The 22,918-nt window shown below is 74.3% G+C and carries 20 protein-coding genes; 9 read left to right on the plus strand and 11 right to left on the minus strand.

Annotation, left to right across the window (positions count from 1 at the left end; all coding sequences use genetic code 11):
- Positions 1-14: 14 nt before the first annotated feature.
- Positions 15-1,454: an MFS transporter gene (locus ACIBQ6_RS36465; RefSeq protein WP_397217565.1), complete on the minus strand. Its 1,440-nt coding sequence runs from the start codon at positions 1,452-1,454 to the stop codon at positions 15-17.
- Between the two features lie 142 nt (positions 1,455-1,596).
- On the opposite strand from ACIBQ6_RS36465, the gene ACIBQ6_RS36470 reads away from it, so the two are divergent.
- A complete protein-coding gene (locus ACIBQ6_RS36470; RefSeq protein ID WP_397217567.1) occupies positions 1,597-2,199 on the plus strand; it encodes a TetR/AcrR family transcriptional regulator C-terminal ligand-binding domain-containing protein in 603 nt (200 codons plus the stop codon).
- A gap of 33 nt (positions 2,200-2,232) precedes the next feature.
- On the opposite strand, the gene ACIBQ6_RS36475 is transcribed toward ACIBQ6_RS36470, so the two are convergent.
- Positions 2,233-3,243 (minus strand): hypothetical protein, encoded by a 1,011-nt coding sequence (locus tag ACIBQ6_RS36475; RefSeq protein ID WP_397217569.1) that lies wholly within the window; start codon positions 3,241-3,243, stop codon positions 2,233-2,235.
- Between the two features lie 238 nt (positions 3,244-3,481).
- On the opposite strand from ACIBQ6_RS36475, the gene ACIBQ6_RS36480 reads away from it, so the two are divergent.
- The gene (locus ACIBQ6_RS36480; RefSeq protein WP_397217571.1) at positions 3,482-6,967 is read left to right on the plus strand and encodes a S8 family peptidase; all 3,486 of its coding nucleotides are present in this window, start codon (positions 3,482-3,484) and stop codon (positions 6,965-6,967) included.
- A gap of 4 nt (positions 6,968-6,971) precedes the next feature.
- Here ACIBQ6_RS36480 and ACIBQ6_RS36485 read toward each other — a convergent pair whose 3' ends face one another.
- Entirely contained in the window at positions 6,972-7,943 is a 972-nt protein-coding gene (locus ACIBQ6_RS36485) for a helix-turn-helix domain-containing protein (RefSeq protein WP_358296920.1), read from the minus strand.
- A gap of 64 nt (positions 7,944-8,007) precedes the next feature.
- On the minus strand, positions 8,008-8,916 hold the full coding sequence (locus ACIBQ6_RS36490; RefSeq protein ID WP_397217573.1) for a hypothetical protein: 909 nt from the start codon (positions 8,914-8,916) through the stop codon (positions 8,008-8,010).
- Between the two features lie 235 nt (positions 8,917-9,151).
- Here ACIBQ6_RS36490 and ACIBQ6_RS36495 point away from each other — a divergent pair, with 235 nt between their 5' ends.
- A complete protein-coding gene (locus ACIBQ6_RS36495) occupies positions 9,152-9,841 on the plus strand; it encodes an NUDIX domain-containing protein (RefSeq protein ID WP_397217575.1) in 690 nt (229 codons plus the stop codon).
- Positions 9,842-9,870: 29 nt separating this feature from the next.
- On the opposite strand, the gene ACIBQ6_RS36500 is transcribed toward ACIBQ6_RS36495, so the two are convergent.
- Entirely contained in the window at positions 9,871-10,824 is a 954-nt protein-coding gene (locus ACIBQ6_RS36500; RefSeq protein WP_358297294.1) for a helix-turn-helix domain-containing protein, read from the minus strand.
- A gap of 189 nt (positions 10,825-11,013) precedes the next feature.
- On the opposite strand from ACIBQ6_RS36500, the gene ACIBQ6_RS36505 reads away from it, so the two are divergent.
- Together ACIBQ6_RS36505 and ACIBQ6_RS36510 are read left to right on the plus strand one after the other, a co-directional pair.
- Complete coding sequence (locus ACIBQ6_RS36505) at positions 11,014-11,235, plus strand: DUF3072 domain-containing protein (RefSeq protein ID WP_397217577.1); 222 nt, start codon at positions 11,014-11,016, stop codon at positions 11,233-11,235.
- 87 nt (positions 11,236-11,322) lie between these two features.
- Positions 11,323-12,108, plus strand: a complete 786-nt coding sequence (locus ACIBQ6_RS36510; RefSeq protein WP_397217579.1) for a hypothetical protein — start codon at positions 11,323-11,325, stop codon at positions 12,106-12,108.
- Here the strand turns inward: ACIBQ6_RS36510 and ACIBQ6_RS36515 are convergent.
- Positions 12,095-13,528 (minus strand): multicopper oxidase family protein, encoded by a 1,434-nt coding sequence (locus ACIBQ6_RS36515; protein ID WP_397217581.1) that lies wholly within the window; start codon positions 13,526-13,528, stop codon positions 12,095-12,097. The genes ACIBQ6_RS36510 and ACIBQ6_RS36515 overlap by 14 nt on opposite strands.
- Positions 13,529-13,741: 213 nt before the next feature.
- Here ACIBQ6_RS36515 and ACIBQ6_RS36520 point away from each other — a divergent pair, with 213 nt between their 5' ends.
- Entirely contained in the window at positions 13,742-14,854 is a 1,113-nt protein-coding gene (locus ACIBQ6_RS36520) for an ABC transporter substrate-binding protein (protein ID WP_397217583.1), read from the plus strand.
- A gap of 17 nt (positions 14,855-14,871) precedes the next feature.
- Here the strand turns inward: ACIBQ6_RS36520 and ACIBQ6_RS36525 are convergent, their stop codons facing one another.
- Both ACIBQ6_RS36525 and ACIBQ6_RS36530 read right to left on the minus strand, forming a co-directional pair.
- Positions 14,872-15,741 (minus strand): GNAT family N-acetyltransferase, encoded by an 870-nt coding sequence (locus ACIBQ6_RS36525; protein WP_397217585.1) that lies wholly within the window; start codon positions 15,739-15,741, stop codon positions 14,872-14,874.
- A gap of 154 nt (positions 15,742-15,895) precedes the next feature.
- The gene (locus tag ACIBQ6_RS36530; protein WP_397217587.1) at positions 15,896-18,163 is read right to left on the minus strand and encodes a catalase; all 2,268 of its coding nucleotides are present in this window, start codon (positions 18,161-18,163) and stop codon (positions 15,896-15,898) included.
- 254 nt (positions 18,164-18,417) lie between these two features.
- Between ACIBQ6_RS36530 and ACIBQ6_RS36535 the strand changes: the two genes are divergently transcribed.
- From ACIBQ6_RS36535 to ACIBQ6_RS36545, 3 genes are read left to right on the plus strand one after another with little or no spacing between them, the layout of a single operon-like run.
- Complete coding sequence (locus ACIBQ6_RS36535; protein ID WP_397217589.1) at positions 18,418-19,092, plus strand: hypothetical protein; 675 nt, start codon at positions 18,418-18,420, stop codon at positions 19,090-19,092.
- On the plus strand, positions 19,089-19,481 hold the full coding sequence (locus ACIBQ6_RS36540) for a phage holin family protein (protein ID WP_397217591.1): 393 nt from the start codon (positions 19,089-19,091) through the stop codon (positions 19,479-19,481). The genes ACIBQ6_RS36535 and ACIBQ6_RS36540 overlap by 4 nt, the downstream gene beginning before the upstream one ends.
- Complete coding sequence (locus tag ACIBQ6_RS36545) at positions 19,478-20,131, plus strand: DUF3618 domain-containing protein (protein ID WP_397217593.1); 654 nt, start codon at positions 19,478-19,480, stop codon at positions 20,129-20,131. Before ACIBQ6_RS36540 ends, ACIBQ6_RS36545 begins: the two co-directional genes overlap by 4 nt.
- Positions 20,132-20,320: 189 nt before the next feature.
- Here ACIBQ6_RS36545 and ACIBQ6_RS36550 read toward each other — a convergent pair whose 3' ends face one another.
- The 3 genes from ACIBQ6_RS36550 to ACIBQ6_RS36560 all read right to left on the minus strand — a co-directional run bounded on the left by ACIBQ6_RS36550 (position 20,321) and on the right by ACIBQ6_RS36560 (position 22,907).
- Positions 20,321-21,211 carry a LysR family transcriptional regulator gene (locus tag ACIBQ6_RS36550; RefSeq protein ID WP_397217595.1) on the minus strand — a complete coding sequence of 297 codons (891 nt, stop codon included), beginning with the start codon at positions 21,209-21,211 and terminating at the stop codon, positions 20,321-20,323.
- A gap of 66 nt (positions 21,212-21,277) precedes the next feature.
- A complete protein-coding gene (locus ACIBQ6_RS36555; RefSeq protein WP_397217597.1) occupies positions 21,278-22,024 on the minus strand; it encodes a class I SAM-dependent methyltransferase in 747 nt (248 codons plus the stop codon).
- Between the two features lie 106 nt (positions 22,025-22,130).
- Positions 22,131-22,907, minus strand: a complete 777-nt coding sequence (locus ACIBQ6_RS36560; protein ID WP_397217599.1) for a class I SAM-dependent methyltransferase — start codon at positions 22,905-22,907, stop codon at positions 22,131-22,133.
- Positions 22,908-22,918: the final 11 nt, after the last annotated feature.

Raw genomic sequence — 22,918 nt, forward strand, 5'->3', positions numbered from 1 at the left:
AGAGGGATGGCGGGTCAGGCGTGCGCGCGGTCGCGCCGGCCGCGCAGGAAGATCGCCGCGACCAGGACGCCGAGCAGCACGAGCGCGGCGTTGACCGCGATCGCGACGGTGACGCCGTGCAGGACGGCCGCGCCGGTCACGGCCCCGGCCGTCGCGGCGGTGACGATCGCGGACATGATCGGCGTGCCCATGGTGATGCCGATCTGCTGGGACATCGAGGCCAGACCGGTGGCCAGGCCCTGCTCGCGGTCGGGCAGGCCGGTGGTGGCGGTGACCATGAAGCCGACGATGACCAGCATGTTCCCCACGCCGCCCAGGAAGGTGGCGGGCAGCAGCAACGCCATCGAGCCCGAGGTGCCGCCGAGGAGCAGCAGCGCGCCGGTGCTGACCGCCTGCAGCAGCCCGCCGCCGACCAGCACGGTCACGGTGGAGGTGCGGGCGATCGCCTTCGGGGCGAGCAGGCCGCCGGCCACGGTGCCGAGACCGAGCACGCCGAACGACAGGCCGGCGGCCAGGGCGGTGAAGCCGAGGGTCTTCTGCAGGTAGAGGGTGAGCAGGTACACCAGGGACGTCTCGGTGACGAAGGCCAGCAGGCCGAGCAGGTTGCCCCAGGCCACGGTCGGCTTGCGCAGGACGTGCAGCGGCACGAGCGGCGCGGCGGCGCGCCGCTCGACCAGGTGGAACAGGCCGAGCAGGACGGCTCCGCCCAGCAGCCCGGCCAGGGCGAGGGGGTGGGTCCAGCCGTGCTCACCGGCCTGCGTCAGGCCGTAGACGACGCCGAGCAGCCCGAGGGTCACGCTGAGCGCGCCGGGCAGGTCGAGCCGGGGACGGTCGGCGGGCCGGGACTCGGCGATGACGGCGGGCGCGACGATGAGCACGGCGAGGGCGACGGGCACGTTGACGAAGAACGCCCAGCGCCAGGAGAGCAGGTCGGTCAGGACGCCGCCGAGCACGGCCCCCGCGGTGAACCCGGCCGACATCAGGGCTCCGTTGAGGCCGAGCGCCTTCTGCCGCAGCGGCCCTTCGGGGAAGGACGTGGTGAGCAGGGCGAGCCCGGCCGGGGTGGCCGCGGCCGTCGCGAGGCCCTGGGCGATGCGGGCCACGATGAGGACGTCGGGGGTGGGGGCGAGCCCGCCGGCGAGCGAGGCGGCGCCGAGCAGCGCCAGGCTGCCGAGGAAGATGCGCTTGCGGCCGACCAGGTCGCCGATGCGGCCGAAGAAGAGCGTGAAACCGGCCGCGCACAGGGCGAAGGCGGTGGCGATCCACTGAAGGCCGGACAGGGAGAAGCCGAGGTCGTCGCCGATGGCGGGCAGGGCCACGTTGAGGATCGAGAAGTCGACGGCCAGCATGAACTGGGCGACCAGGAGCACCGCGAGGACGAGGCGCAGGCGGCCGGTCAGGCGCCGTGGCGGGGCCTGGGCGGCGGACGTGGGCAGGGGTGTGGTGGTGGTCATGGCAGGGCTTTCTCTCGGGCGTGCCGGTCGGCATGCCGCCGCAAACGGTTCTTTGGTTCCGTTAAGATGCGAGAACAGTAGCACCGGAACCGACGTTAAGGGAACTGTGGTTCCGATAAGGGTTCGAACGAGGGGAGTCCGTATGGCCGCCGTGCCACCGCCGGGTGCCGTCCGTCCTGGTGGGCGTACCGCCCGCGTCCGCGAGGCCGTTCTGCGGGCCGCCGGCGACACCCTGGTCGAGAAGGGCTTCGCCGGGCTCGACCTCGCCGACATCGCCCGCCTCGCGGAGGTCGGCAAGACCACCGTCTACCGCCGCTGGGGCACGCCCGGCGCGCTCGCCGCCGACCTCCTCAAGGACATGGCGGAGACCTCGCTGCCCCGCGCCCGCAACGGCGACGTGCGGGCCGACCTGCGCGACAACGCCCGCCTGGTGGTGAAGACCCTCACCGACCCCCGCCAGGGACGCCTGTTCAAGGCGCTGATCGCCGCCTCGCTCTGCGACGGGGAGGCCGCGCGGGCGCTGCACCGTTTCTACGCCGTCCGCATCGAGGAGTGGGCGGGCTGCGTCACCGACGCGATCCGGCGCGGCGAGCTGCCGCCCGGCACCGACCCGCGCCGGGTGATCGCCGCCGTGTCCGCGCCCCTGTACTACGCGCTGCTCAACACCGGGGAGGCCCTCGACGAGGCCGCCGCCGACCGGGCCGCCGCGGCGGCGCTGGCCGCGGCCCGCGCCGGAGCCCTGTGAGCCCTGTGAGCCCTGTGAGCCCTGTGAGCCCTGTCAGATCTTGAGCTCGGCGTAGACGGTGTCGAGGTAGCCGGTGAAGTCCGCGGTGTACTCCCGGTACCGTCTCCGCCAGCGCTCCAGGTCGGCGGCCGACACCGAGGAGCCGAGCACCGCCGTCAGGTGGGCGATGAGGAAGGTGTCGTCCTGGCCCGCCTCGAACCGCACCCGGCTCTCGACGATCTCGAACCTGCGCATGAGGTCGAGGCGGAGCAACTGGTAGAGGAAGGACTCGGCGGCGAACCTGAGGGACTCCGGCATCTCCTTGGAGATCGACTGCGGGCCGTGGTACCAGGACAGGTAGATGGCGTCGTCGAAGATCTCGAACCGGTAGGTCGCGGTGTCCTCGATGTAGGCCAGGTCCACCGGGCAGATGTGCCGGTAGTCGAACAGCGCGACCGTGCTCATGACGAGCTCCTCGCGCAGCTCCTCCGACAGGGTGGAGTTGTCCTTGCCCGCCAGCCTGGCCCAGCTGGTGCGGTCGGTGGCGCGGCGCGAGATGGCCAGCTTGTCGCCGGGGTTGAGCATCGCGACCCGGACCTGGTGGGGGAAGTGGCGGGACCTGGTCAGCCGGGCCGACACGTAGCGGGCGCTCGGGCCGCAGAAGGCGTAGAACCCGGTGGCCTCCAGGCTCGCGGTCACGTCCTTGTTGAAGGCGTCCCCGTACGTGCCGTCCACCGGGTCGAAGGACGGGTAGACGGCCGTCGGCATGAACCCCTTGTGCATCGAGGCCACCTCGGCGCGCAGCCCCGTGGCCAGGTCGTCCAGGTGCTGGGCGACGTTCTCCTCCATGCTGCGCTGCTGCACCTGGGAGCTCAGGACGGAGAACACGACGGCGAAGGCCACGGACGCGATCAGGTTGAGGCCGATCGAGGAGAGCACCGCCGCCCTGGTGAGGTGCGGGTCGAAGAACAGCATGAGGACCGCGGCGAGCAGCGTCACCGCGCATGAGAGGCCGAAGGCATACCAGCTCAGGGTGTTGCGGAGCTTGCGCGGGGGCGTAGGCATGCACAGATCTCGCTTCGTCGCCGAGTGTCGCCACGATCCCCGATCCCGTTCCATGCTAACCGCACCGTCGGCGCCGTGTCGTAATCACGACATGGCAGACAAACGGCACGGGTGACACCTGGCGCGCCGCGCGTCCGATCACCCACTCTCGTGTGCACTGATTGTTGCTACGAGAGGTTTCACCCCCATGCACTGGTCCGCCCATGTGACGGTGGCAGGAGTCACCACCGCCGCCCTGTTGAGCTCCCCGTTATCGGCGGCCTCGGCCGCGGCCGAGCCCGCCGGCGGGAGCGTCCACCGCGTCACGCTGATCACCGGGGACGTGGTGACCGTCAGGCAGGCCGAGCCGGGCAGGCAGGCGGTGGAGGTGAAGCCGGGGCCCGGCCGTGAGCGGATGGCGTTCAGCACCACCGAGGAGAACGGCGAGCTGCGCGTCCTGCCCAAGGACGTCGTCCCCCTCCTGGCGGCCAGGCGGCTGGACCCGGCCCTGTTCTCGGTCACCCGGCTGATCGCCCAGGGGTACGACGACGCCAGGTCGGACAAGCTGCCGCTGCTGTTCCTCTACGACGGCGCCGCGCCGAAGAGCGCGTCCGCGCCCGAGCTGGAGAGCGTCAACGGCCGGGTGGTCGCCGCCGACAAACGCACGATCGGCGGGTTGTGGAAGTCGCTCGACGGGCAGCGGGCCACGCTGTCGCAGGGCGTGTCGAAGATCTGGCTGGACGCCAAGGTCAAGGCCACCCTCGACCACAGCGTCCCGCAGGTGGGCGCGCCGGAGGCGTGGCAGGCCGGGTTCGACGGCAAGGGCGTCAAGGTCGCCGTGCTGGACACCGGCGTCGACGCCACCCACCCCGACCTGGCCGGACGCGTCAAGCAGAGCAAGGTGTTCACCGGCGAGCCGAGCGTCCAGGACGGCAACGGGCACGGCACCCACGTCGCCGCCACCATCGCCGGCGGCGACGGCAGGAAGGGCGTCGCCCCCGGCGCCGAGCTGATGGTCGGCAAGGTGCTCGGCGACGACGGCTCGGGCACCCTGTCCGGCGTCATCGAGGGCATGGAGTGGGCCGCCGCCGAAGGCGCGTCGGTGATCAGCATGAGCCTCGGCGGCAGCCCGACCGACGGCACCGACCCGCTCAGCGAGGCCGTGAACACCCTCACCGAGCGCACCGGCGCCCTGTTCGTGGTCGCGGCGGGCAACGACGGCGCGTCCTACTCCATCGGCACGCCCGGCGCGGCGACCTCGGCGCTGACCGTCGGCGCGGTCGACGGCAAGGACGCGCTCGCGGAGTTCTCCAGCCGCGGCCCGCGCCTGGACGACGCGCCCAAGCCCGACCTGACCGCGCCCGGCGTGGCCATCGTCGCGGCCCGCGCGGCGGGCACCAGCATGGGCGAGCCGGTGGACGAGCGTTACACGGCCGCCTCCGGCACCTCGATGGCCACGCCGCACGTGGCCGGGGCCGCCGCGATCGTCAAGCAGCGCCACCCCGCCTGGACGGCCAGGCAGATCAAGGACGCGCTGATCGGCTCGGCCAAGCCCATTCCCGGCCAGCAGATCGACGACGCCGGCGCCGGCCGCCTGGACGTGGCCCGCGCGGTGCGCCAGGGCGTGACCGCGACCGGCGTGGTCGACCTCGGCAAGCACCAGCAGGACCAGGGCCCGGCCACGGCCGAGGGCACCATCACCTACGCCAACGGCACGGCCGCCCCGGTCACGCTGCAGCTGGCCGCCACCCTGGACAAGGCCGAGCTCAGCGCCGCGTCCGTGACGGTCCCGGCGGGCGGGACCGCCGACGTCAAGGTCACGGTGGACCTGGCCGAGCTCTCCTTCGGCCGGTACGGCGGGCTGGTCACCGCCACGGCGGGCACGGAGCAGGTGCACACCACGCTGGCGCTGACCTGGAAGGGACCGCAGCACAAGGTCCGCTTCACCGCCGTCGACGCCGCGGGCAGGCCGACCGGCGCCGACACGCTGTCGATGTTCGGCGCCTCGCAGCAGGACGACCTGTTCACCTGGCTGCCCGAGGAAGGGCTGACCGTGGAGGTGTCCGAGGGCACCTACATGACGCAGTCGCTCAACCTGGGCGGCGGCTGGGGCCGCACCCACCCGCGGGACGGCATGGTCGTCATCCCCGAGCTCAAGGTCGACCGCGACCTGGACGTGGTGCTCGACTTCCGCAAGACCACCCCGGTGACCATCAGGACCAAGGAACCCGCCGAACAGGTGGGCATCTACACCTACTTCACCTATCGCGCGTTCGGCTCGCGCAAGATCTCCCAGGGCGTCATGAACTTCGACGTCATCGAGGGGCTCAACGTCTCGCCGACCCAGCCCGTGCGGGACGGCTCGTTCGAGTTCGCCTCGCGCTGGCAGCTCGTCGCGCCGAAGCTCACCGCCCGCGTGCCCGGCTCGGGCGAGCCGTACCCGATGGGCTTCCTGGGCCGGTCGCCGGGCGTGGACGGGCGGCACATGTGGCGGCTCGCCGACGGGGCCGCCGGGTCCAAGGGCAAGGCCGCGGTCATCCGCAGCGACGACATCGACTGGTCCGACCCGTCCGGGGCCGCGGTCAAGGCGGGCGCGGTCGCCGTGATCCTGGTGCTCTCCCCCGACGACGCGTTCGGCCACGGCTGGAAGCCGGTCGGCGCCGACCTGCCCATCCCGGCGCTGGTGGTCGCCAGCGACGACGGGCAGCGGATGCTGGAGCGGATGAAGAAGGGCAACGCCAAGCTGGAGGTCACGGGGCAGATGGACTCGCCCTACCTCTACGACGTCATGCAGGTCTCCGACGGCCGGGTGCCGGACAAGATCGTGCATGAGGTGAACGACGGCAACACCGCCCGGGTCACCACGACCTATGCCGACAACGGCGGCTTCGGCTGGGCCAAGGAGCAGCGCTTCGGCTGGCGTCCCTGGCAGTCGTACGCGCTGGGCCAGCAGATGGAGACCCAGCGGATCGTCAGGACGCCGCTGCGCCGCACCGAGTACGTCAGCGCCGACGGCTCCTACTGGCAGCACCTCGTCAACCACCAGTACGTCTGGGACGAGATGGGCCGGCTGCTCGACGGCATGACCGAGCAGCCGCGCACCTACCAGCCCGGCGCGCGGATCAGCGAGAGCTGGCACGCCCCGGTGGTCCGCCCGGCGATCCCCGGCTGGCTGAAGCCGTCCACCCGGGAGGGCGACACGATGGAGATCCGCGTCCCCGAGTTCGTGGACTCCTCCGGGCACGTCTCCCGCGCGGGCGTCGACAACGACACCGCCTCGGCCCGGTTCTTCCGCGACGGCACGCTGGTGGCCGAGCGCGACGCCGCCTGGGGCGCGTTCCCCGCGGCGCCGCAGGAGGCCGCCTACCGGCTGGAGCTGTCCACCAGGCGCACCTCGGAGGAGTGGACCACGGCCACCGCCACCGAGACGGCCTGGACGTTCCGCTCCAAGCCGGGCGACCGGGTGCTGCCGTTGCTGCAGGTCGACTATGACGTGCGCCCGGAGCGCCCCGGTCTGGTGGGCTTCGCCGTACGGCATCAGGAGGGCGTGACCGGGGCGCGCGCGAAGGACCTGAAGCTGGAGCTGTCCTACGACGACGGCGTGACGTGGCGGCGGCAGCCGGTGATCCCGCTCGGCGGCGGCCGCTACGACGCGATCGTGCTGCGCCCGCACCCGTCGCTGCGGGTCACCGCCACCGACTCGGCCGGCAACACGGTCCAGCAGACGGTGATCAGGGCCTACTGATCGGTCAGAGCCAGTTCTCGCGGGCGGCGTGCCAGGCCAGTTGCATCCGGGTCTGCGCACCCGCCCGCTCCATCAGGTAGGCGATCCTGCGCTGCACCGTCCGCTGGGAGATCTTGAGCTGGGTGGCGATCGACTTGTCCGGCACGCCCGCGACCAGCAGCGACAGCAGGTAGAGATGGTCGGCGTCGAGCGGGCTGCCCGGGTTGGTGAGGCTGACCGGGGTGGCCCGCTCCCACAGGCTCTCGAACAGGGCCTTGAGGGCGTCGAGCAGGCTGCTGGGCCGGATCAGCGCGGCGGTGAGCTGGGTCAGGCCGTCGGTGTGCTGGATGAGCGGGAGCACGCCGAGCTCGCCGTCCGCGATGATCATCCGTACCGGCAGGACGGGCAGCGCGCGGGCCTGCTCCCCCAGCGTGATGCCGTCGGCGAGGTTGACCAGCATGCCGGGTTCCTCCAGCAACGCCCCTTCGTAGATGACGCGGTAGCCGACGCCGCGCCGCAGCGCCGCGAGCTCCTCGCCGTTCTCCTGCGAGCTCATCGCCACATGCCCGGCCCGGCACAGGCTGAGCACCTCGTGCCGGGCGCCGTCCTGGAGCAGCCGGAGCTGCTCGCGCAGCGCCGCCCGGCTGGTGATCACCTCGATGAGCTGCGCGGCCTCGCGCCGCCTGGCGTGCGCCAGGTACTCCCCCGTGAGCTGCTCCATGGCGTGCCGCGCCCGGTCGACCTCGGCCTGCCGCCGGTGCAGCCGGGCCGCGAGCGCGACGTCGGGGGCGACCGCCGTGAACCGGCCGGGCTCGCCCGCGACGGCGCGCGCCAGGCCCTTGGCCAGCAGTGAGCCGAGCGCCTGCCGCGCCACCTCGGCCGGCACGCCCAGCTCCTCGGCCAGGGCGTCGGACTCCACCTCGGTGGTCCTGACCAGCAGCCGGTAGGCGGCCTCCTCCTCCGCGCCCAGCCCCGCCGCGCTCAGCACGTGCCGCACACGGCCCGATCCAGATTCACCCGGCCATTGTAGAGAGCGGCCGCCGGGGCGGCGGCCGGGCCTGTCACGTCACGAGCTCGGTGCGCAGTTCGTGGCTGTCGTCGGGGAGCCGGGCCTCGTAGAAGACGCGGTGGGCGCCGTCGGGGAGCGGGAGCACGTCGAGGTAGCGGACGTCGGCCACCGGCGGCCCGTCCACCGGCGTCAGCAGCGGCGCTTCTCCGGCCCCGGCCGCGCCGGCGGGCGTGGCGAGGCCGGTGCGTTCGCGCCAGTTCTCCGCCGCCGAGGCGCGCCCGTCGTAGCAGGCCCGGCCGTCGGGCAGGACGCTGGTCAGCCGGGCCCCGCGGGCGTCCCACGAGCCGGGGCGGCCGGTGAGGACGGTGCCGCGCGGCCGCCAGTTCAGCCCGTCGTGGCTGGTGGCGTACGCGGTGCTCATCCGGTCCTCCGCGCCGGGCGTCTCCAGCGGGTGGCAGCAGATCCAGGCCCGCCATCCGGTGCCGTCGTACCGGATCACCGGGTCCTTGACGCCGGTCCGGGCGTCGCCGGTGAGCACCGGCCGGACGTCCGCCCCGGCCAGGCCCTCCGGGGACGCCGCCTCCACGACGCCGATCCACCAGTGCCTGGTCCCCGGCGTGGCGCAGCTGACGTACAACCGCCATCGGCCGGACGGCAGGCGTACCAGGGCGGGGCGTTCCACCATCGCGGCGCCGAAGCGGCCGCGCGGCAGGACGGCGACCGTGGTGAACCGTTCGCCGTCCGTGGAGCGGGCCACCGCGTTGTGGTCCTCGCCGCCGGCGCGTACGCGGTAGGCCAGGACGTACGTGCCGTCGGCGTCGAGCGTGGCGCTCGGCGCGCCGGCCCAGTGCTGCGGTCCGCGACCGGGCGCCGGAACGGCGACGGCGTGACGCTCCTTGCCCAGGCCGGGCAGCGGGAAGGAGGGCACGAGCGGAGAACGGGGGTACGCGCTTGCGGTCATGGTCCGAGTCTGCGCGGGAGGGGGATCGCCAGGCAGTGGCAGTACTGCTCATATACGGGAATTTCCTGCCATACTCGGTGACCGGGATCCGGCACCCCTGACGAAAGGGCGACATGACGGCACGATCGGCACGACAGCCCGCTCCTGCCCGCGCGGGCAGAGCGGCGGACAGGCCGGTTCCGCCCGGCTGCCGCCTCCCCACGGCGGGCGCGTCCGCCGGGCGCGGACGGTCGGCGTGACCGCGGGCCTCGACGTGCCCGACCGGCGTGGCCGTACCGGCCTGGACCAGGCGGGACGCGACCTGACCGGCAACCCCCGGGTGCGGGTGCGCGACGTGCGGCTGCTGGCCTGCAACTGGTACGTCCTGCGCACCACCACCTTCGACTACCAGCACGCCGACGGCCGCTGGAGCACCCAGCAGCGGGAGACCTACGACCGCGGCAACGGCGCCACCGTGCTGCTGTACGACCCCGCCCGCCGCACCGTCCTGCTGACCCGGCAGTTCCGCTACCCCGCCTACGTCAACGGGCACCCCGACGGGATGCTCCTGGAGACCGCGGCCGGGCTGCTGGACGACGACGCGCCGGAGGAGGCGATCCGGCGCGAGGCCGCCGAGGAGACCGGCCACACCGTCGGCGAGGTCGAGCTGGTCTTCTCCGTCTACATGAGCCCGGGGTCGGTGACCGAACGCCTGCACTTCTACGCCGCGCCGTACAGCGCCGCGACCCGCACCTCGGCGGGCGGCGGGGTCGCGGCGGAGGGCGAGGACATCGAGGTCGTGGAGCTCGACTTCGACCACGCCCTCGACCTGATCCGGCGGGGCGAGATCGCCGACGCCAAAACGATCATGCTGCTGCAGTGGGCGGCGTTGAACGGCCCCTTCTCCCCCGCCCGCACGCCGGACCGGCCCGTGGCGCGGCCGTAGGGGCCGTCGCCGAGGTGCGCGGCCCGGCGTCACGGAAGGCGGCGGAAGGCGCGGCGGTAGGCGGCGGGGGCGACGCCGCGCCGGGCGGCGAAGTGGTGGCGCAGGGTGTCGGCGCCGCCGAACCCGGCTCGGACGGCCACGGCCTCCACGCTCAGATCGGTGGTCTCCAGCAGCTCCTCGGCCAGCTGGAGGCGGCGTTCGAGCAGCCAGCGGTGCGGGGTGGTGCCCGTCAGGTCCTTGAACCGCCGGGCGAACGTGCGCGGCGACATGGCCGCGCGCGTCGCGAGCGCCTCCACCGTCAGCGGCCGGTCCAGGTGCTCCTGGATCCAGTCGAGCAGCTCCGCCAGTTCGTACGGGGTGCGCCGCGGCGGCATGGGCGCCTCGACGTACTGGGCCTGCCCACCGGCGCGATGGGCCGGTACGACCAGGCGCCGGGCCAGGGCGTTGGCCGTGGCGGCCCCGTACTCCAGCCGGATGAGGTGCAGGCAGGCGTCGATCCCGGCCGCGGCTCCGGCGCTGCTGAGCACGGGGCCGTCCTCGACGTACAGGACGCCGGGCTCGACGGTGATCCGCGGATGGCGGCGGGCGAGCAGGTCGGCGAACTGCCAGTGGGTGGTGGCGCGCCGGCCGTCGAGCAGCCCGGCGGCGGCCGGCAGGAACGCGCCGGTGCAGACGGTCAGCACCCTGGCGCCGCGCCCGACCGCCTCCCGCAGCGCCGCCAGCAGGGCGGCGGGGACGGGCGCGTCGAGCCGCGGCCAGGCCGGGACGGCCACCAGGTCCGCCTCGGCGAGCCGGTCGAGCCCGTGCTCGACGTGGACGGCGAACCCCGAGGTCGTGGGGATGGCGCCGGGCTCGGCCGCGCAGACCGCGAAGTCGTGCGCGGGCAGCCCGTCGTCGGTGCGGTCCAGCCCGAACACCTGGCAGACGATCCCGAGCTCGAACGCGGCGACCATGTCCCCGACCACGGCCGCGACCCTGCGCATCACGCCCGCCAGTATGGCAGGAACTTCCCGGACCCGGGCATTTCCGCCGCGCGGTCAGGGTGAGTGCCCGGACAGGGCCGCCGGAACCACCGGCGGACCCCGCCGTCGGCGGGCGGCCTCGCGTTTGCGGCGTGCTTCTTCGGGCATGGCGTGCTGACCCAGGAGAACGTGAGTTCGAGGAGAGTCAGCATGAGTCACGGACCGGTGGAGAAGGACCCCGACGAGTGGACGACCGGCGACGAGCCCATGACCGGCCCGCAGGAGTCCTACCTGCACACCCTGGCCAGGGAGGCGGGCAGGGAGGTGCCCGGCGGGCTGAGCAAGGCCGAGGCGTCCCGGTTGATCGACGAGCTCCAGGAGAACAGCGAGCGCCTGCGCGCGTCCGGCGCCCCGCCGCAGGGCGCCGGCTGATCCGCCGGGCGCTGGCCCGCGAAGGGGAGGCGGTTCCCCCTCGGGAGGGAGATCGCCGGCGGGCCGCGCGGCCTACCGTGGGCGGCCATGAGATCACTCACACGGCCCGCGCTGCTGGCCGCGGGCTGGACGGCGGCGGCCGCGCTCGTGCTGGTGGCGCCGGGGAACCTGGTCATGCGGCTGGCGTTCGGCAAGTTCGACGACCCCGCGCTGGCCCGGCAGTCGCTGTTCGCCGCGCTGGGGGTGCTGCTGGCGCTGGCGGCCGTCCGCTTCGGGACGCGTACCGCCGCGCGGCCGCACCGGCGGCGGGCCGACGGGACGGTCCGGCCCGCCCGCTGGGCCAGGGCGGCGACCTGGACGGCGGCCGTCCTGCCGATGCTGGGCTTCTCGGTGCCGCACCTGCTGTGGGGGCTGGGCCTGCCGCTGGGTGTGGCGGAGGGCTCCCGCGCGGGCCTGGCCGGGCTGGGCGGCTCGGCGGTGTTCTGGGCGCTGCTCGTCGCCGGGCCGGTGGCCGGGGGCCTGCTCACCCTGGGACTGATCGCCCCATGGGGACAGATCGTCCCGCGCTGGGTGCCCCTGGCGGGAGGACGGCGGGTGCCGCGCGCGCTCGCGGCGGTCCCGGCGGCGGCCGTGGGCATGCTGGTCGGCCAGTACGGCGCGATGATGACGAGCTGCCTCGCGTTCGGCGTCACCCGCGGGTGCGCGCCCGGCGGCGGCGCCGAGGTCCTGGACGGGAGCTGGGGATTCGCCGGGACCTACCCGGTCTTCCTGCTCTGGGGGACCTCGCTGCTGGCCGCCGCCGCCGGTTACCTGCACACGACCGCGCGGACGCCGGTCAGCGGCTCATCCAGTGGCTCATTCAGTGGCTCATGACGTGCCGGCGCTTCGGGGGCTTGCCGTAGCCGAGCAGGCCCATCATGCCCTGCTCCTGGTGGTAGAGGTTGTGGCAGTGGAACATCCACTCGCCGGGGTTGTCGGCGTGCACGTCGATGCTGATCCGCTTGTACGGCATGACGTTCACGGTGTCCTTCCGCGGCCCGCCGCGCTCGGTGGTCCGGACCTGGAAGGTGTGGCCGTGCAGGTGCATCGGGTGCCACATGTGCGTGTCGTTGTGCATGACGATCCTGATCGTCTCGCCCCGGTCGACCCGCAGGCGCAGCGGGTCGTCGGCGAGGTGCCCGTTGAGCGGCCACTCGCTGCCCGAGGTGCCCTGACGCCAGCCGAGCGTGACGGTGACCGTCCTGGACGGCGGGCGCAGCTGGTCGCGGCGGCGCGCCTGGAGGTCCTGGTAGGCGAGCTGCCGCCGCTGGAGCTCCGGCACGGCGCCGTCCGGTGACGGCGTACGGGCGCTGGGCGAGGTGCGCACCACCGCGAACGCCCGCCCGGCCTTGCCCTCCGCCATCGCCATCAGCGGGAACGCCCCCGCGTCGAGCGTGACGACGAAGTCGTAGCGCTCCCCCATGCCGATCACGACCGTGTCCACGGTGACCGGCTTGACCGGGAAACCGTCGGTGTGGGTGATGGTCAGGCGGTGGCCGCCGAGCGCCACCCGGAAGGCGGTGTCGGCGGCCGCGTTGATCACCCGGAACCTGGCGCGCACGCGGGGACGGCTCATGAAGATGGTGGGCTCGTCGGCGGTACGGCCGTTGACCAGGTAGTACGGGTAGCGGGCGTGCCCGGACGTGCCGCCGAGGACGTGGCTGCTCAGGGTGTCGTCGTGCGGGGTGGTGTTCAGCGCGCGCAGCGTGTCGTCGGGCGTGCCGTTGACGCCGTCCTGCCAGTCGTCGAGGACGACCGTGAACTCCTGGTCGTACCCGAGCGGCTCGTACGGGTCCTCCACGATCAGCGGGCCGTACAGGCCGCGGTCGCTCTGCATGCCCACGTGGGAGTGGTAGAAGTAGGTGCCCGGGTCGGGGACGGTGAACACGTAGTCGAACGTCCCGCCGGGCCGGGTCGGCCGCTGCGAGAGGCCGGGCGCGCCGTCCATGTCGGCGGCGATCCTGATGCCGTGCCAGTGCACGGTGGTCGGCGCGGGCAGGTCGTTGACGAGCCTGGCCCGTACGGTGCCGCCGGCCGTGGCCCGGATGGTCGGGCCGGGCAGCAGGCCGTCGTAGGCCCAGGTGGACACCGTCCGTCCGCCGAGGGACACGGTGGCGGGCGCGGCCCGCAGCACCCTCCTGCCGGCCGTCTCGGCGGCCCTCCCCGCCGACGGCCCCGCGGACGCGCCGGCGGCGGCCGACGGAACGGCGCCCAGGGCGGCGAACATGCCGCTGACGAACAACCTGCGGGACACGGTCCCACGCGAATCAGTCACTACGGATCCCCCTCGTCCATCTCGCAAAATAACGGAGAGTCACCGCGGAAGGACGACGCCACGCGCGTCGGGCGGTTCAAGATCGCCGTACTCCGGCCGGGGACGGCCCGCACCCCGGACCCGGCGCCGTCGCGACGCCGCGATCCCGGCATACTGGGCCATCGGATCATCACGTCCAGGGAGATCATGCGCATGAGCACGCCGTCGTCACAGCCGGGGGCCGGGCGGGCCGGCGGGCCGTCCGTCCGGATCGGCGCGCTCGTCCCGCTCACCCCGCCCGGCTGGGTCGAGGCGGGCCGCCACCTGCTGGCCGGGCTGGAGCTGGCCGTCCGGGACGTCAACGACGCCGGCGGCATCGGCGGCCGGCCGCTGGAGCTGGTGGTCCGGGACACCGCCGCCGATCCGCGGAAGGCGGCGGCGGCCGTGGACGAGCTGGCCCGGCTCGGGGTGGCCGCGCTGACCGGCGAGTACCACAGCGTGGTCGCCCGTGCCTCCGCCGCCCGCGCCGAGGCCGTCGGCCTGCCGTTCCTCTGCTCCTCGGCGGTCCTCGACGCGCTCACCGAACAGCCCGCGACGTGGGTCGCGCGCCTGGCCCCCGCGCAGTCGCGCGGGTGGCGGATCTTCGCCGACTTCCTTCTGGGCGCGGGCCACGAGCGCGTCGCGGTGGCCACGCAGCCGAGCGTCTACTGGGCGTCGGGGCTCGGCGTCCTGCGCGACCGCCTCACCGCGCGCGGCGGCACGGTCACCGAGCTGGACATGACCGCGCTCACCCCCGCGGCCGTGTGCGACGAACTCGCCCGCGACGGCGCGACGGCGCTGCTTCTCCTGGTGGGCCACCCGGAGCCGGCGGTGCCGATCGTGCGGGCCGTGCGCCGCGACCGGCGCCTGGCCGGGACCCTGATCGGCGCGCCGGCCGGACAGCCGGAGTTCCCGGGGTGGGCCGAGTCGCTGGGCGACGACGGCGCCGCGATCCCGTTCCTGCGCTACCTGCCCGAGAGCCTGAGCCCTCTGGGCGTACGGGTGGCGGCGGCCCTTGGCGAGCGGCTGGCCGCGACGCCGTCGTTCGTCGCCTTCGAGGGCTACGACACGGTCACCGTGGTGGCCGAGGCGCTGCGGTCGCACGGCGTGGACCGGGCGGCCGTCGCCGGATCCTGGCCGCACGTCGCGGTCGAGGGCACCCGGGGGCCGATCCGGTTCTCCCGCGCGCCGGGCATCGGCGTCTGGCAGTGGGCCTGGCCCCCGATCCAGGTCGCCGACCGCGACCCGGCGAACCCGGCGCACTTCCGCACCCTGCACACCGCCTGACCGCCGCGCGGGACGCCTCAGGAGGGGTGGCGGGACACGTCGTGTCTCTCCGTCAGCCGTTCGAGGCCGGCCGACCGGTAGGTGGCGACGGCACCGGCGTTGGAGCTCGGGCAGCACACGAGCACGCTGGACGAGCCGGCCTCCCGCAGCGCGCGCGCCGCGGCGACCGTGATCGCCCGGCCGTGCCCGCGCCCCCGGTGGTCCCGGTGCACCCCCATCGGCTCGATCAGCCCCGGCCTGCCCGCACCGGCCGACCACACCGCCACGGCCGCCACCGCCGCGCCCTGGTCGTCGCGGGCGAGCAGGCACCGCGCGCCGGCGTACGGGACGCCCGCCGCCATCGCGTGCCAGCGCTCCTCGGTGAAGGTCGAGCCGTCGAACGACGCCCGGATGACGGCGGCCCACTCGGGCGCCTGCTCCGGCCCCACCGCCTCGACGTGCACGCCGGGATCCGGGACGGGCGCGCCGAGGTCGCGCCCGAGGACCGTCCACGGGTCGTCGGCCGCCCAGCCGTCCTTCAGCAACAGGTCCCGCACCAGCGCGCCCGGCGGCGACTCGACGTACGCCCGCCCCTCGGGCAGCACCCCGCGTCCGGGCTCCGACACGTCGCCGGCCACCCGGCGGGCCAGCTCCTCGTCCTGCGACGCCCCCGGCGCGAACGCCAGCCGCAGCAGGTCGGCGCCGTCCAGCAGCCCGGCCGCGACGACCTGCCCGGCCCGGCTCCAGGTCAGGGTGGCCGCCGCCGTGCGTCCCGGGCCGAACCGCCAGAACCATCCCAGGTCGCCCGGATGCAGTTGCACGGGCTCTCCTTCGCGCTGCCACTCCCCCAGCAGCCGCACCACGTCGCCGAGCCCGTCGATCCCCGGCCTGCCCGTCTCGATCGTCATCCCCCGATCACACACCACCCCGCCCGCCGCCCGCACCCGGATTTCCCGCGGGCCGCGAGGGCGGCCAGGGCGGCGGCATCGCGCTCGGCCCGAACACGCGTCGCGCGCCGCGACATGGCGTCGCGGCGCGCGATGGGAGGGCGGTTCTGCTGGCTCAGGCCACGTCGGGGTGCACGCGGAAGCGGTCCCAGACCCGGTGCAGGGGCAGCAGGGCGAGCACGTCGCGCAGCACCCCCTCGCCGTCCTGGCCGGTGACGACGCCCGGCGCCTGCGCGGGGATCCCCGCGGCCTGCAGCGCCTGCGCGGCCGTGCCCCAGCCGCCCACCGCCTTGGCGTGCCGGTACGCCTCGCCGACCAGGAGCAGCACGCGCGGGTCGACCGGGGTGCCGCCGTCGCCGGCCTTGGCGTCGCGGGCGCCGTACGCGTCGTCGCCCGGGGCGGGCGCCCCGGCCAGCAGCACGGCGTCGAACTCGACGGAGCGGGCCGTGGCGAAGGTGCGCTGGACGGCCAGCGTGCCGCCCAGCATGCCGCCCTTGGGCGCGATGACGAGCGGCGTCATCCCGCCGTCGAGCACGGCCTGGCGGACGGCGCCCACGACGCCGAGGTCGCTGGTCTCGTCCGCGACGATGCCGATGATCCGGCCGTCCAGCGGCCACTCCCGGCCGACCTGCGACAGCGCCGGGCTCGGCGCCGGGTCGGCGAGCGGCACGGTGGGCTCGGGGGCGGGCAGCCCGAGGCCGTCGGCGACCTCCCGGCACAGGACCGGGTCGATGTTGGCCAGCACCCGGAGCTGGCGTTCCTTGACCGCCTGCTCGTAACACTTGCCCAGCTCGAAGGTGTAGGCGCTGATCAGGTGCTCGCGCTCGACCGGGGACAGGCTCAGCCAGAACAGCCGCGGCTGGCTGTAGTGGTCGGAGAAGGTCGCGGGCGCCTCGCGCACCTTGCGTCCGGCGACCTCCAGCGGCACCTCGACGTAGGCGCCCTGCTCGGCGCCGGCCTGGAAGGGGCAGCCGCCGTCCAGGGAGTTCGGCCGGTACGGGGCCACCCCGCGGTGGACGGCCGTCTGGTGGAAGCCGTCGCGCAGCATGTCGTTGACCGGCGCGTGCGGCCGGTTGATGGGGATCTGTGCGAAGTTCGGGCCGCCCAGGCGGGTGATCTGCGTGTCGAGGTAGGAGAACAGCCGCGCCGCCAGCAGCGGGTCGTCGGTGATGTCGATGCCCGGCACGAGGTGCCCGACGTGGAAGGCGACCTGCTCGGTCTCGGCGAAGAAGTTCGACGGGTTGGCGTTGAGCGTCATCAGGCCGACCGGGTGGACGGGGGCCAGCTCCTCGGGCACGATCTTCGTCGGGTCCAGCAGGTCGATGCCCTCGAACATCTGCTCCGGCGTGTCCGGGAAGACCTGGATGCCCAGCTCCCACTGCGGGTGCGCGCCGGCCTCGATGGCGTCGGCGAGGTCGCGCCGGTGGAAGTCGGGGTCGACGCCGCCGGCGATCTGGGCCTCCTCCCAGGTCAGCGAGTGCACGCCGAGCTTGGGCTTCCAGTGCCACTTGGCCAGCGTCGTCTCCCCCGCCGCGTTGACCAGGCGGAAGGTGTGCACGCCGAAGCCTTCCATCATGCGGAACGAGCGCGGGATGCCGCGGTCGGACATGTTCCACATCGTGTGGAAGGTGGCCTCGGTGTGCAGGGAGACGAAGTCCCAGAACGTGTCGTGCGCGCTCTGCGCCTGCGGGATCTCCCGGTCGGGATGCGGCTTGCCGGCGTGGATGACGTCGGGGAACTTGATGCCGTCCTGGATGAAGAAGACCGGGATGTTGTTGCCGACCAGGTCGAACACGCCCTCGGCGGTGTAGAACTTGGTGGCGAAGCCGCGGGTGTCGCGGACGGTGTCGGCCGAGCCGCGCGAGCCGAGCACGGTGGAGAAGCGGACGAAGACCTGGGTCCTGACGCCCTCGGCGAGGAAGGCCGCCTTGGTGATGTTCGAGGCGGTGCCGTACGCCTGGAACACGCCGTGGGCGGCGGCGCCGCGGGCGTGCACCACCCGCTCGGGGATGCGCTCGTGGTCGAAGTGCATGACCTTCTCGCGCAGGTGGTGGTCCTGCAGCAGCACCGGGCCGCGCGGGCCGGCCTTCAGCGAGTGGTCGGTGTCGCGCAGCCGCACCCCCTGGGCGGTGGTCAGGTACTCGCCACCCTGCGCCATCTGGTCCTGCGAGGCGCCGGTCGGCTGCCCGGTGGGCGAGACGGTCTCGGGCCCGGTCTGGTCCGGCTTGGGCGGCAGCGGTTCCCGCGGCTCGGTCGGCTCCTCAAGCTGGGGCGGCAGGCTGTTGGGCACGCCGGGGATCTCGGCCGCCTGCACGGCGTCGTGGTCGGTGACGGCGCCGACGACCTTCTCCACGGCGGACTTGAGCGGGTGCGACTCGTTCATGCTTGGTTCCTTAGGAAGGGCCACAACGGATTGACCAGGTCTGGCGCCTCCCTACCCATGCTCAGCCGTATAACGCGAATAGTCGCACTTCAGGGCGGTTCGCGACCGCGCGCGAACACGCTCGGAGCGCTTCGGGAGCAGCGCGGGACGCCGATCCCCTTTTCACGTTCTTTGCCCTGCGTTGGGGTGTTCCTGGTTTGGCGGAGGCCGTCCGGGTAGCCACAGGCGGCATCAATCCCACGAGGAGGGCACCCATGAGTGAATACCCGACGGGGACCGGCCGGGAGGGAACGCTCCATCAGGGCAAGGCCGCCGCGCAGGAGGTCGCCGGGACCGCCAAGGAGGCCGGCGTCCAGGTGGCCGGCGAGGCCAGGGCCCAGGCCAGGAACGCCGTCGACGAGCTGCGCGACCGGGTGCGCGCCCAGTCCGAGCAGCAGAGCCGGCGTGCCGCGCAGAGCCTGCGGGAGTGGTCGGAGGACCTGTCGGCCATGCACGAGCAGGCCAAGCCCGACTCGCCGGTGACCAACGTCGTACGCCAGGCCGCCGACCAGGGCCGGCGTGCGGCCGACTACCTCGACAGGCACGGCCTGGCCGGGGTCGTCGGCGAGGTGCAGAGCTTCGCCCGCCGCCGCCCGGCCGCGTTCCTGGCCGGCGCCCTGGCCGCGGGCTTCCTGGTGGGCCGCGTCATCAAGGCCTCCGGCGACAGCTCAGGGACGGCCTCCCAGCCCGCGGTCCCGCCGCCGCCCGCCGACCCCACCCTGCCGAGCGTCGCGCAACCCGGCACGGCGCCGCCGCAACCGCTGCACCGGCCGCTCGGCGACCCCCTCGGGCAGGACGACACCCGCCCCGTGCCGCCGCTCACCACGCCACCGGCCGCCCCGGCCGCTCCCGCGGCGCCCGCCTACGGCGCCGGGAGTGACCTGCCATGACCGCGCAGCCCGAGGAACCGACGCTCGGCCAGCTGGTCGGCGAGATCGGCGAGGACATCTCCAAACTGTTCCGCCAGGAGGTGGAGCTGGCCAAGATCGAGCTCCGCCAGGAGGCGACCAAGGCGGGCAAGGCGGCCGGGATGCTCGGCGGCGCCGGCTTCGCCGGTTACATGATCGCGCTGCTGGTGACCCTGGCCGTCATGTTCGGCCTGGGCGAGATGATGGGCCTGGGCTGGGCCGCGCTCGTTCTCGCGGTCGTCTGGGCGGTCATCGGCGGAGTGCTGTACGTCAACGGGCGCAACCGGCTGCGCGAGATCAACCCCAGACCCGAGCAGACCATCGAGACGCTCAAGGAGGACGCGCAATGGGCACGCGACCTGAGGAAGTGAGAAACGAGATCGCCGCCACGAGGGCCGAACTCGCGGCCGACGTGGACCGGCTGGCCGACCGGACGAGCCCGGCGCGGATCGCGCGCCGCCGTACCGAACGGGTGCGGGAGGCGGCGCGATCGTTGCGGGAGCGGGTGATGGGAACCCCCTCCCATGGCGCGTCCCATGCCGCCGGACGGGCGCGGCACGGCGTCGCCGCCACCGCCGGCTCGGTGGGCGAGGGGGCGCACCAGGCCGGCCACGCGGTGCTGGAGGGCGCCCACCAGGCGGCCGGCACCGTGCGGCACGGCGCCCACGTGGCCGCCGAGACCGTACGGGCCGCGCCGGAGCAGGCCAGGCGGGGCACCCAGGGCAACCCCCTGGCGGCCGGGCTGATCGCCTTCGGCGCCGGTCTGCTGGCCGCCACGCTCATCCCCGCCACCGAGGCGGAGGAGCAGGCCGTCGGCCAGCTCCGCGAGCAGGTCGGCGACGTGCTGGAGCCGGTCGTGGAAGCCGGCCGCGAGTCGGCGCAGCAGCTCGGCCAGGACGCCAGGGAGCTGGCCGGGCAGGCCGTCCAGCAGGTCAAGGACAGCGCGTCGGAGGCGGCCGCCGCCACCGCCGACCAGGCCCGCGAGCAGGCCCGCCAGGTGGGCGGACACCGCTCCGGCTGACGCCCGCCCGGACGTGCCGAGGCCCTCACCGCCGCGTCAGGCCGTGAGGGCCTGCGCCGTTGTCCGGCGGGTCACCTGGCGTCCCCGGCCTCCTCCGTGGCTCCGGTGTCCGGGGGCTCGAAGGACAGGGGCGGGCCCAGTCCGGTCTGCGCGACGGTCGCGCACCGCCAAACGGTCGTCAGCAGCGGCTCATGGATGGGTGGCCGCCGCCGGGGCGGCGGGCGTCCGGAGGGTGCGCAGCTCGCCGAGCAGGTCGCGGATCAGCGCGGAGCCGGCCAGTTCGCGGGTGGTGACGTAGCCCACCCGGCGGCGGGGGGCGCCCTCGCCGAGCTCGGCCGTGGCGACCCTGGCCGGGGCGTCCACCGTGGACAGGCGGGGCACGATCGCCGCGCCGAGCCCGTGCCCGACCATCGACATGACGACGCCGTCGTCCTCGGCCGTGATGTCGCCGGGCGGGATCCACTCCTGCGCGGCCAGCCAGCGCCGGGTCTCGCCCGAGCAGTTCTCGTGCCAATCGATCATGGGGAGCGACCGCGGGTCCGGATGCCCCAGCGGATGGGCCAGCACGTACGGCTCCTCGTACAGCTCCTTGCAGACCAGGCCGTCCACGTGCATCGGCAGGGTCAGGACGCCCACGTCGGCCCGGCCGTCGGCCACCTCGCCGGCGATGCCCCTGCCCAGGTCCGGCACGACGCGCACGTCCACGGTGACCTTGGGGTGCCGCCGGCCGAACCGGACCAGCACGCGCGGCAGCAGGTGGAAGGCGGCGCTGCGGAAGGCGGCCAGCCGGATGGTCCCGGTGGCCTCGCCGCGGGCGGCGGTGCGCGTGTCGGCCCGCATGACCTCCATGAGCCGCAGGATGTGCCGGGCGTGCCCGACCGCGGCCCGCCCCGCCGCGGTGGCCCGCGCGCCGGCGCGGCCCCGCTGGAACAGCACGGCTCCCATCTTCCGCTCGGCCGCGCGCAGGGCGTGGGAGACGGCCGACTGGGTCAGCCCCAGCCGTACGCCGGCCGCCGTGACGCTGCCCTCGCCGTCGACGGCGACCAGGACGCGGAGTTCCGCGGGGGTGAGATCGTCCACGGCGGCGACAACGGATGAAGACCTCTCATGCATTCCGCGACCGCTGAGGAAGGCCGCCGGTCCGGGCTAGGCGATCAGCAGGCGGAGGCCGAGCTCGGCCTCGTCGAGTTCGAGCAGGTCCCGGTTGCGCGCGGCCCACCGGCCGGAGGCGAGGTCGGCACGCAGGTCGCGCACCGCGCGCCGCTCGACGTCCGGCCCGAGCCTGGCCCAGACCGACATCCCGCGGCGGACGTCCTCCTCCAGGTACGCCTCCGGCCGGCGCCAGAAGGCCTCGAACAGGCCGTCGGCGCAGTCCCACGGGATGGGCACGGGTTCCAGCCGGGCCCCGATCGCCGCCGCCAGCTCGGTCACCGAGGGCCGGCCTGCCACGAGGCCGGCGACCTCGGGCAGGTAGTCGCGGGACAGCCAGAACCGGTCGCGCCAGCCGGCGTCGCCGGTGTCGTGGGTGAACACCACCACGCGCCGGGCGACCCGCCGCATCTCGCGCAGCCCGCCGAGCACGTCCGGCCAGTGGTGGACCGACGAGACGGCCATGGCGGCGTCGAAGGCCCCGTCGTCGAACGGCAGACGCTCGGCGGACCCGGCCAGGCACGGCGCCGCCTCCGCCGGGCGCTGCGAGCGCATGAGCGCCGACGGCTCCACGGCCAGGACGTAACGGCCGGGCGGCTCGTAGGACCCGGTGCCCGCGCCGACGTTCAGCACGGTCCGGGCGTCGCCGAGCGCGGCCCAGATGCGCGCGGCGATGCGCGGATCGGTGCGCCGCGTCGCGGTGTAGGCCGCTCCGATGGTGTCGTACAACGGCGCTCCGGACATCCGGCACCGCCTTCCCGGCCGTCACCGTCCGACGGGAGGCCGCTTGATCGTTGTTTTCGGATCGATCGGCAGGTGAAACCTCTTCACGGCCCTGGCTCGGACGTCGTCACAACCGCCGGACGCGCAACACGGCGGTCAGCATCGGCAGGGTGAACTCGCCGTCGGCGGTCTCGGGCCGGCCGGCGAGGTAGGCGCGGATCCGGCCGAGCCGGGCCGCGCGTTCCCCTGCGGGCATGACGAGCATGCCCGCCCTGGTCGCGAGCGTCTCGGCGAGGGAGTCCGCGGTGCGGCGCTGGCCGTGCGGGAACTGCTCCTGCTCCGGCGTCCCGAACCGCGGCGCGCCCGACCTGGGCAGGTGCATCCCTGCCGTCTCTGCGCGCCAGGCGGCGGGCGTGTCGCGCGGGCCGACCGCCTCGCCGCCGCCGGCCCGCGCGAGCCCGGCCACCCAGTCGACGCCGTCGTCGAGCACGTTCCACAGGCCGGCCAGGACGCCGCCGGGAGCCAGGACCCTGGCGATCTCGGGCCCCGCGACGGCCATGTCGAACCAGTGCATGGCGTTGCCGGCCAGCACCGCGTCGACGGACGCGGCCGGCAGCGGGATCGCCTCGGCGCTGCCCGGCAGGGCGCGGACGTCCGGCAGCGCCCGGCGCAGCTCGGCCAGCATCGCCGGGTCGGGCTCGACCGCGACGACCTCGACGCCCAGCTCGACCAGCGTCGCGGTCAGCTTGCCGGTGCCGGCCCCGAGGTCGAGCACCCGAAGCCCGGGCGCCGTCTCCAGCGCCCAGCGCACGGCGGCGTGCGCGTAATCCGGCCGGTGCTCGGCGTACGCGGCCGCCGCGGCTCCGAATGACGAGCTGTGACGTAGCCGTTCGTCCGGCTCCACGCGCTCTCCTT

The organism is Nonomuraea sp. NPDC049655 (assembly GCF_044465465.1).
Lineage (GTDB): Bacteria > Actinomycetota > Actinomycetes > Streptosporangiales > Streptosporangiaceae > Nonomuraea.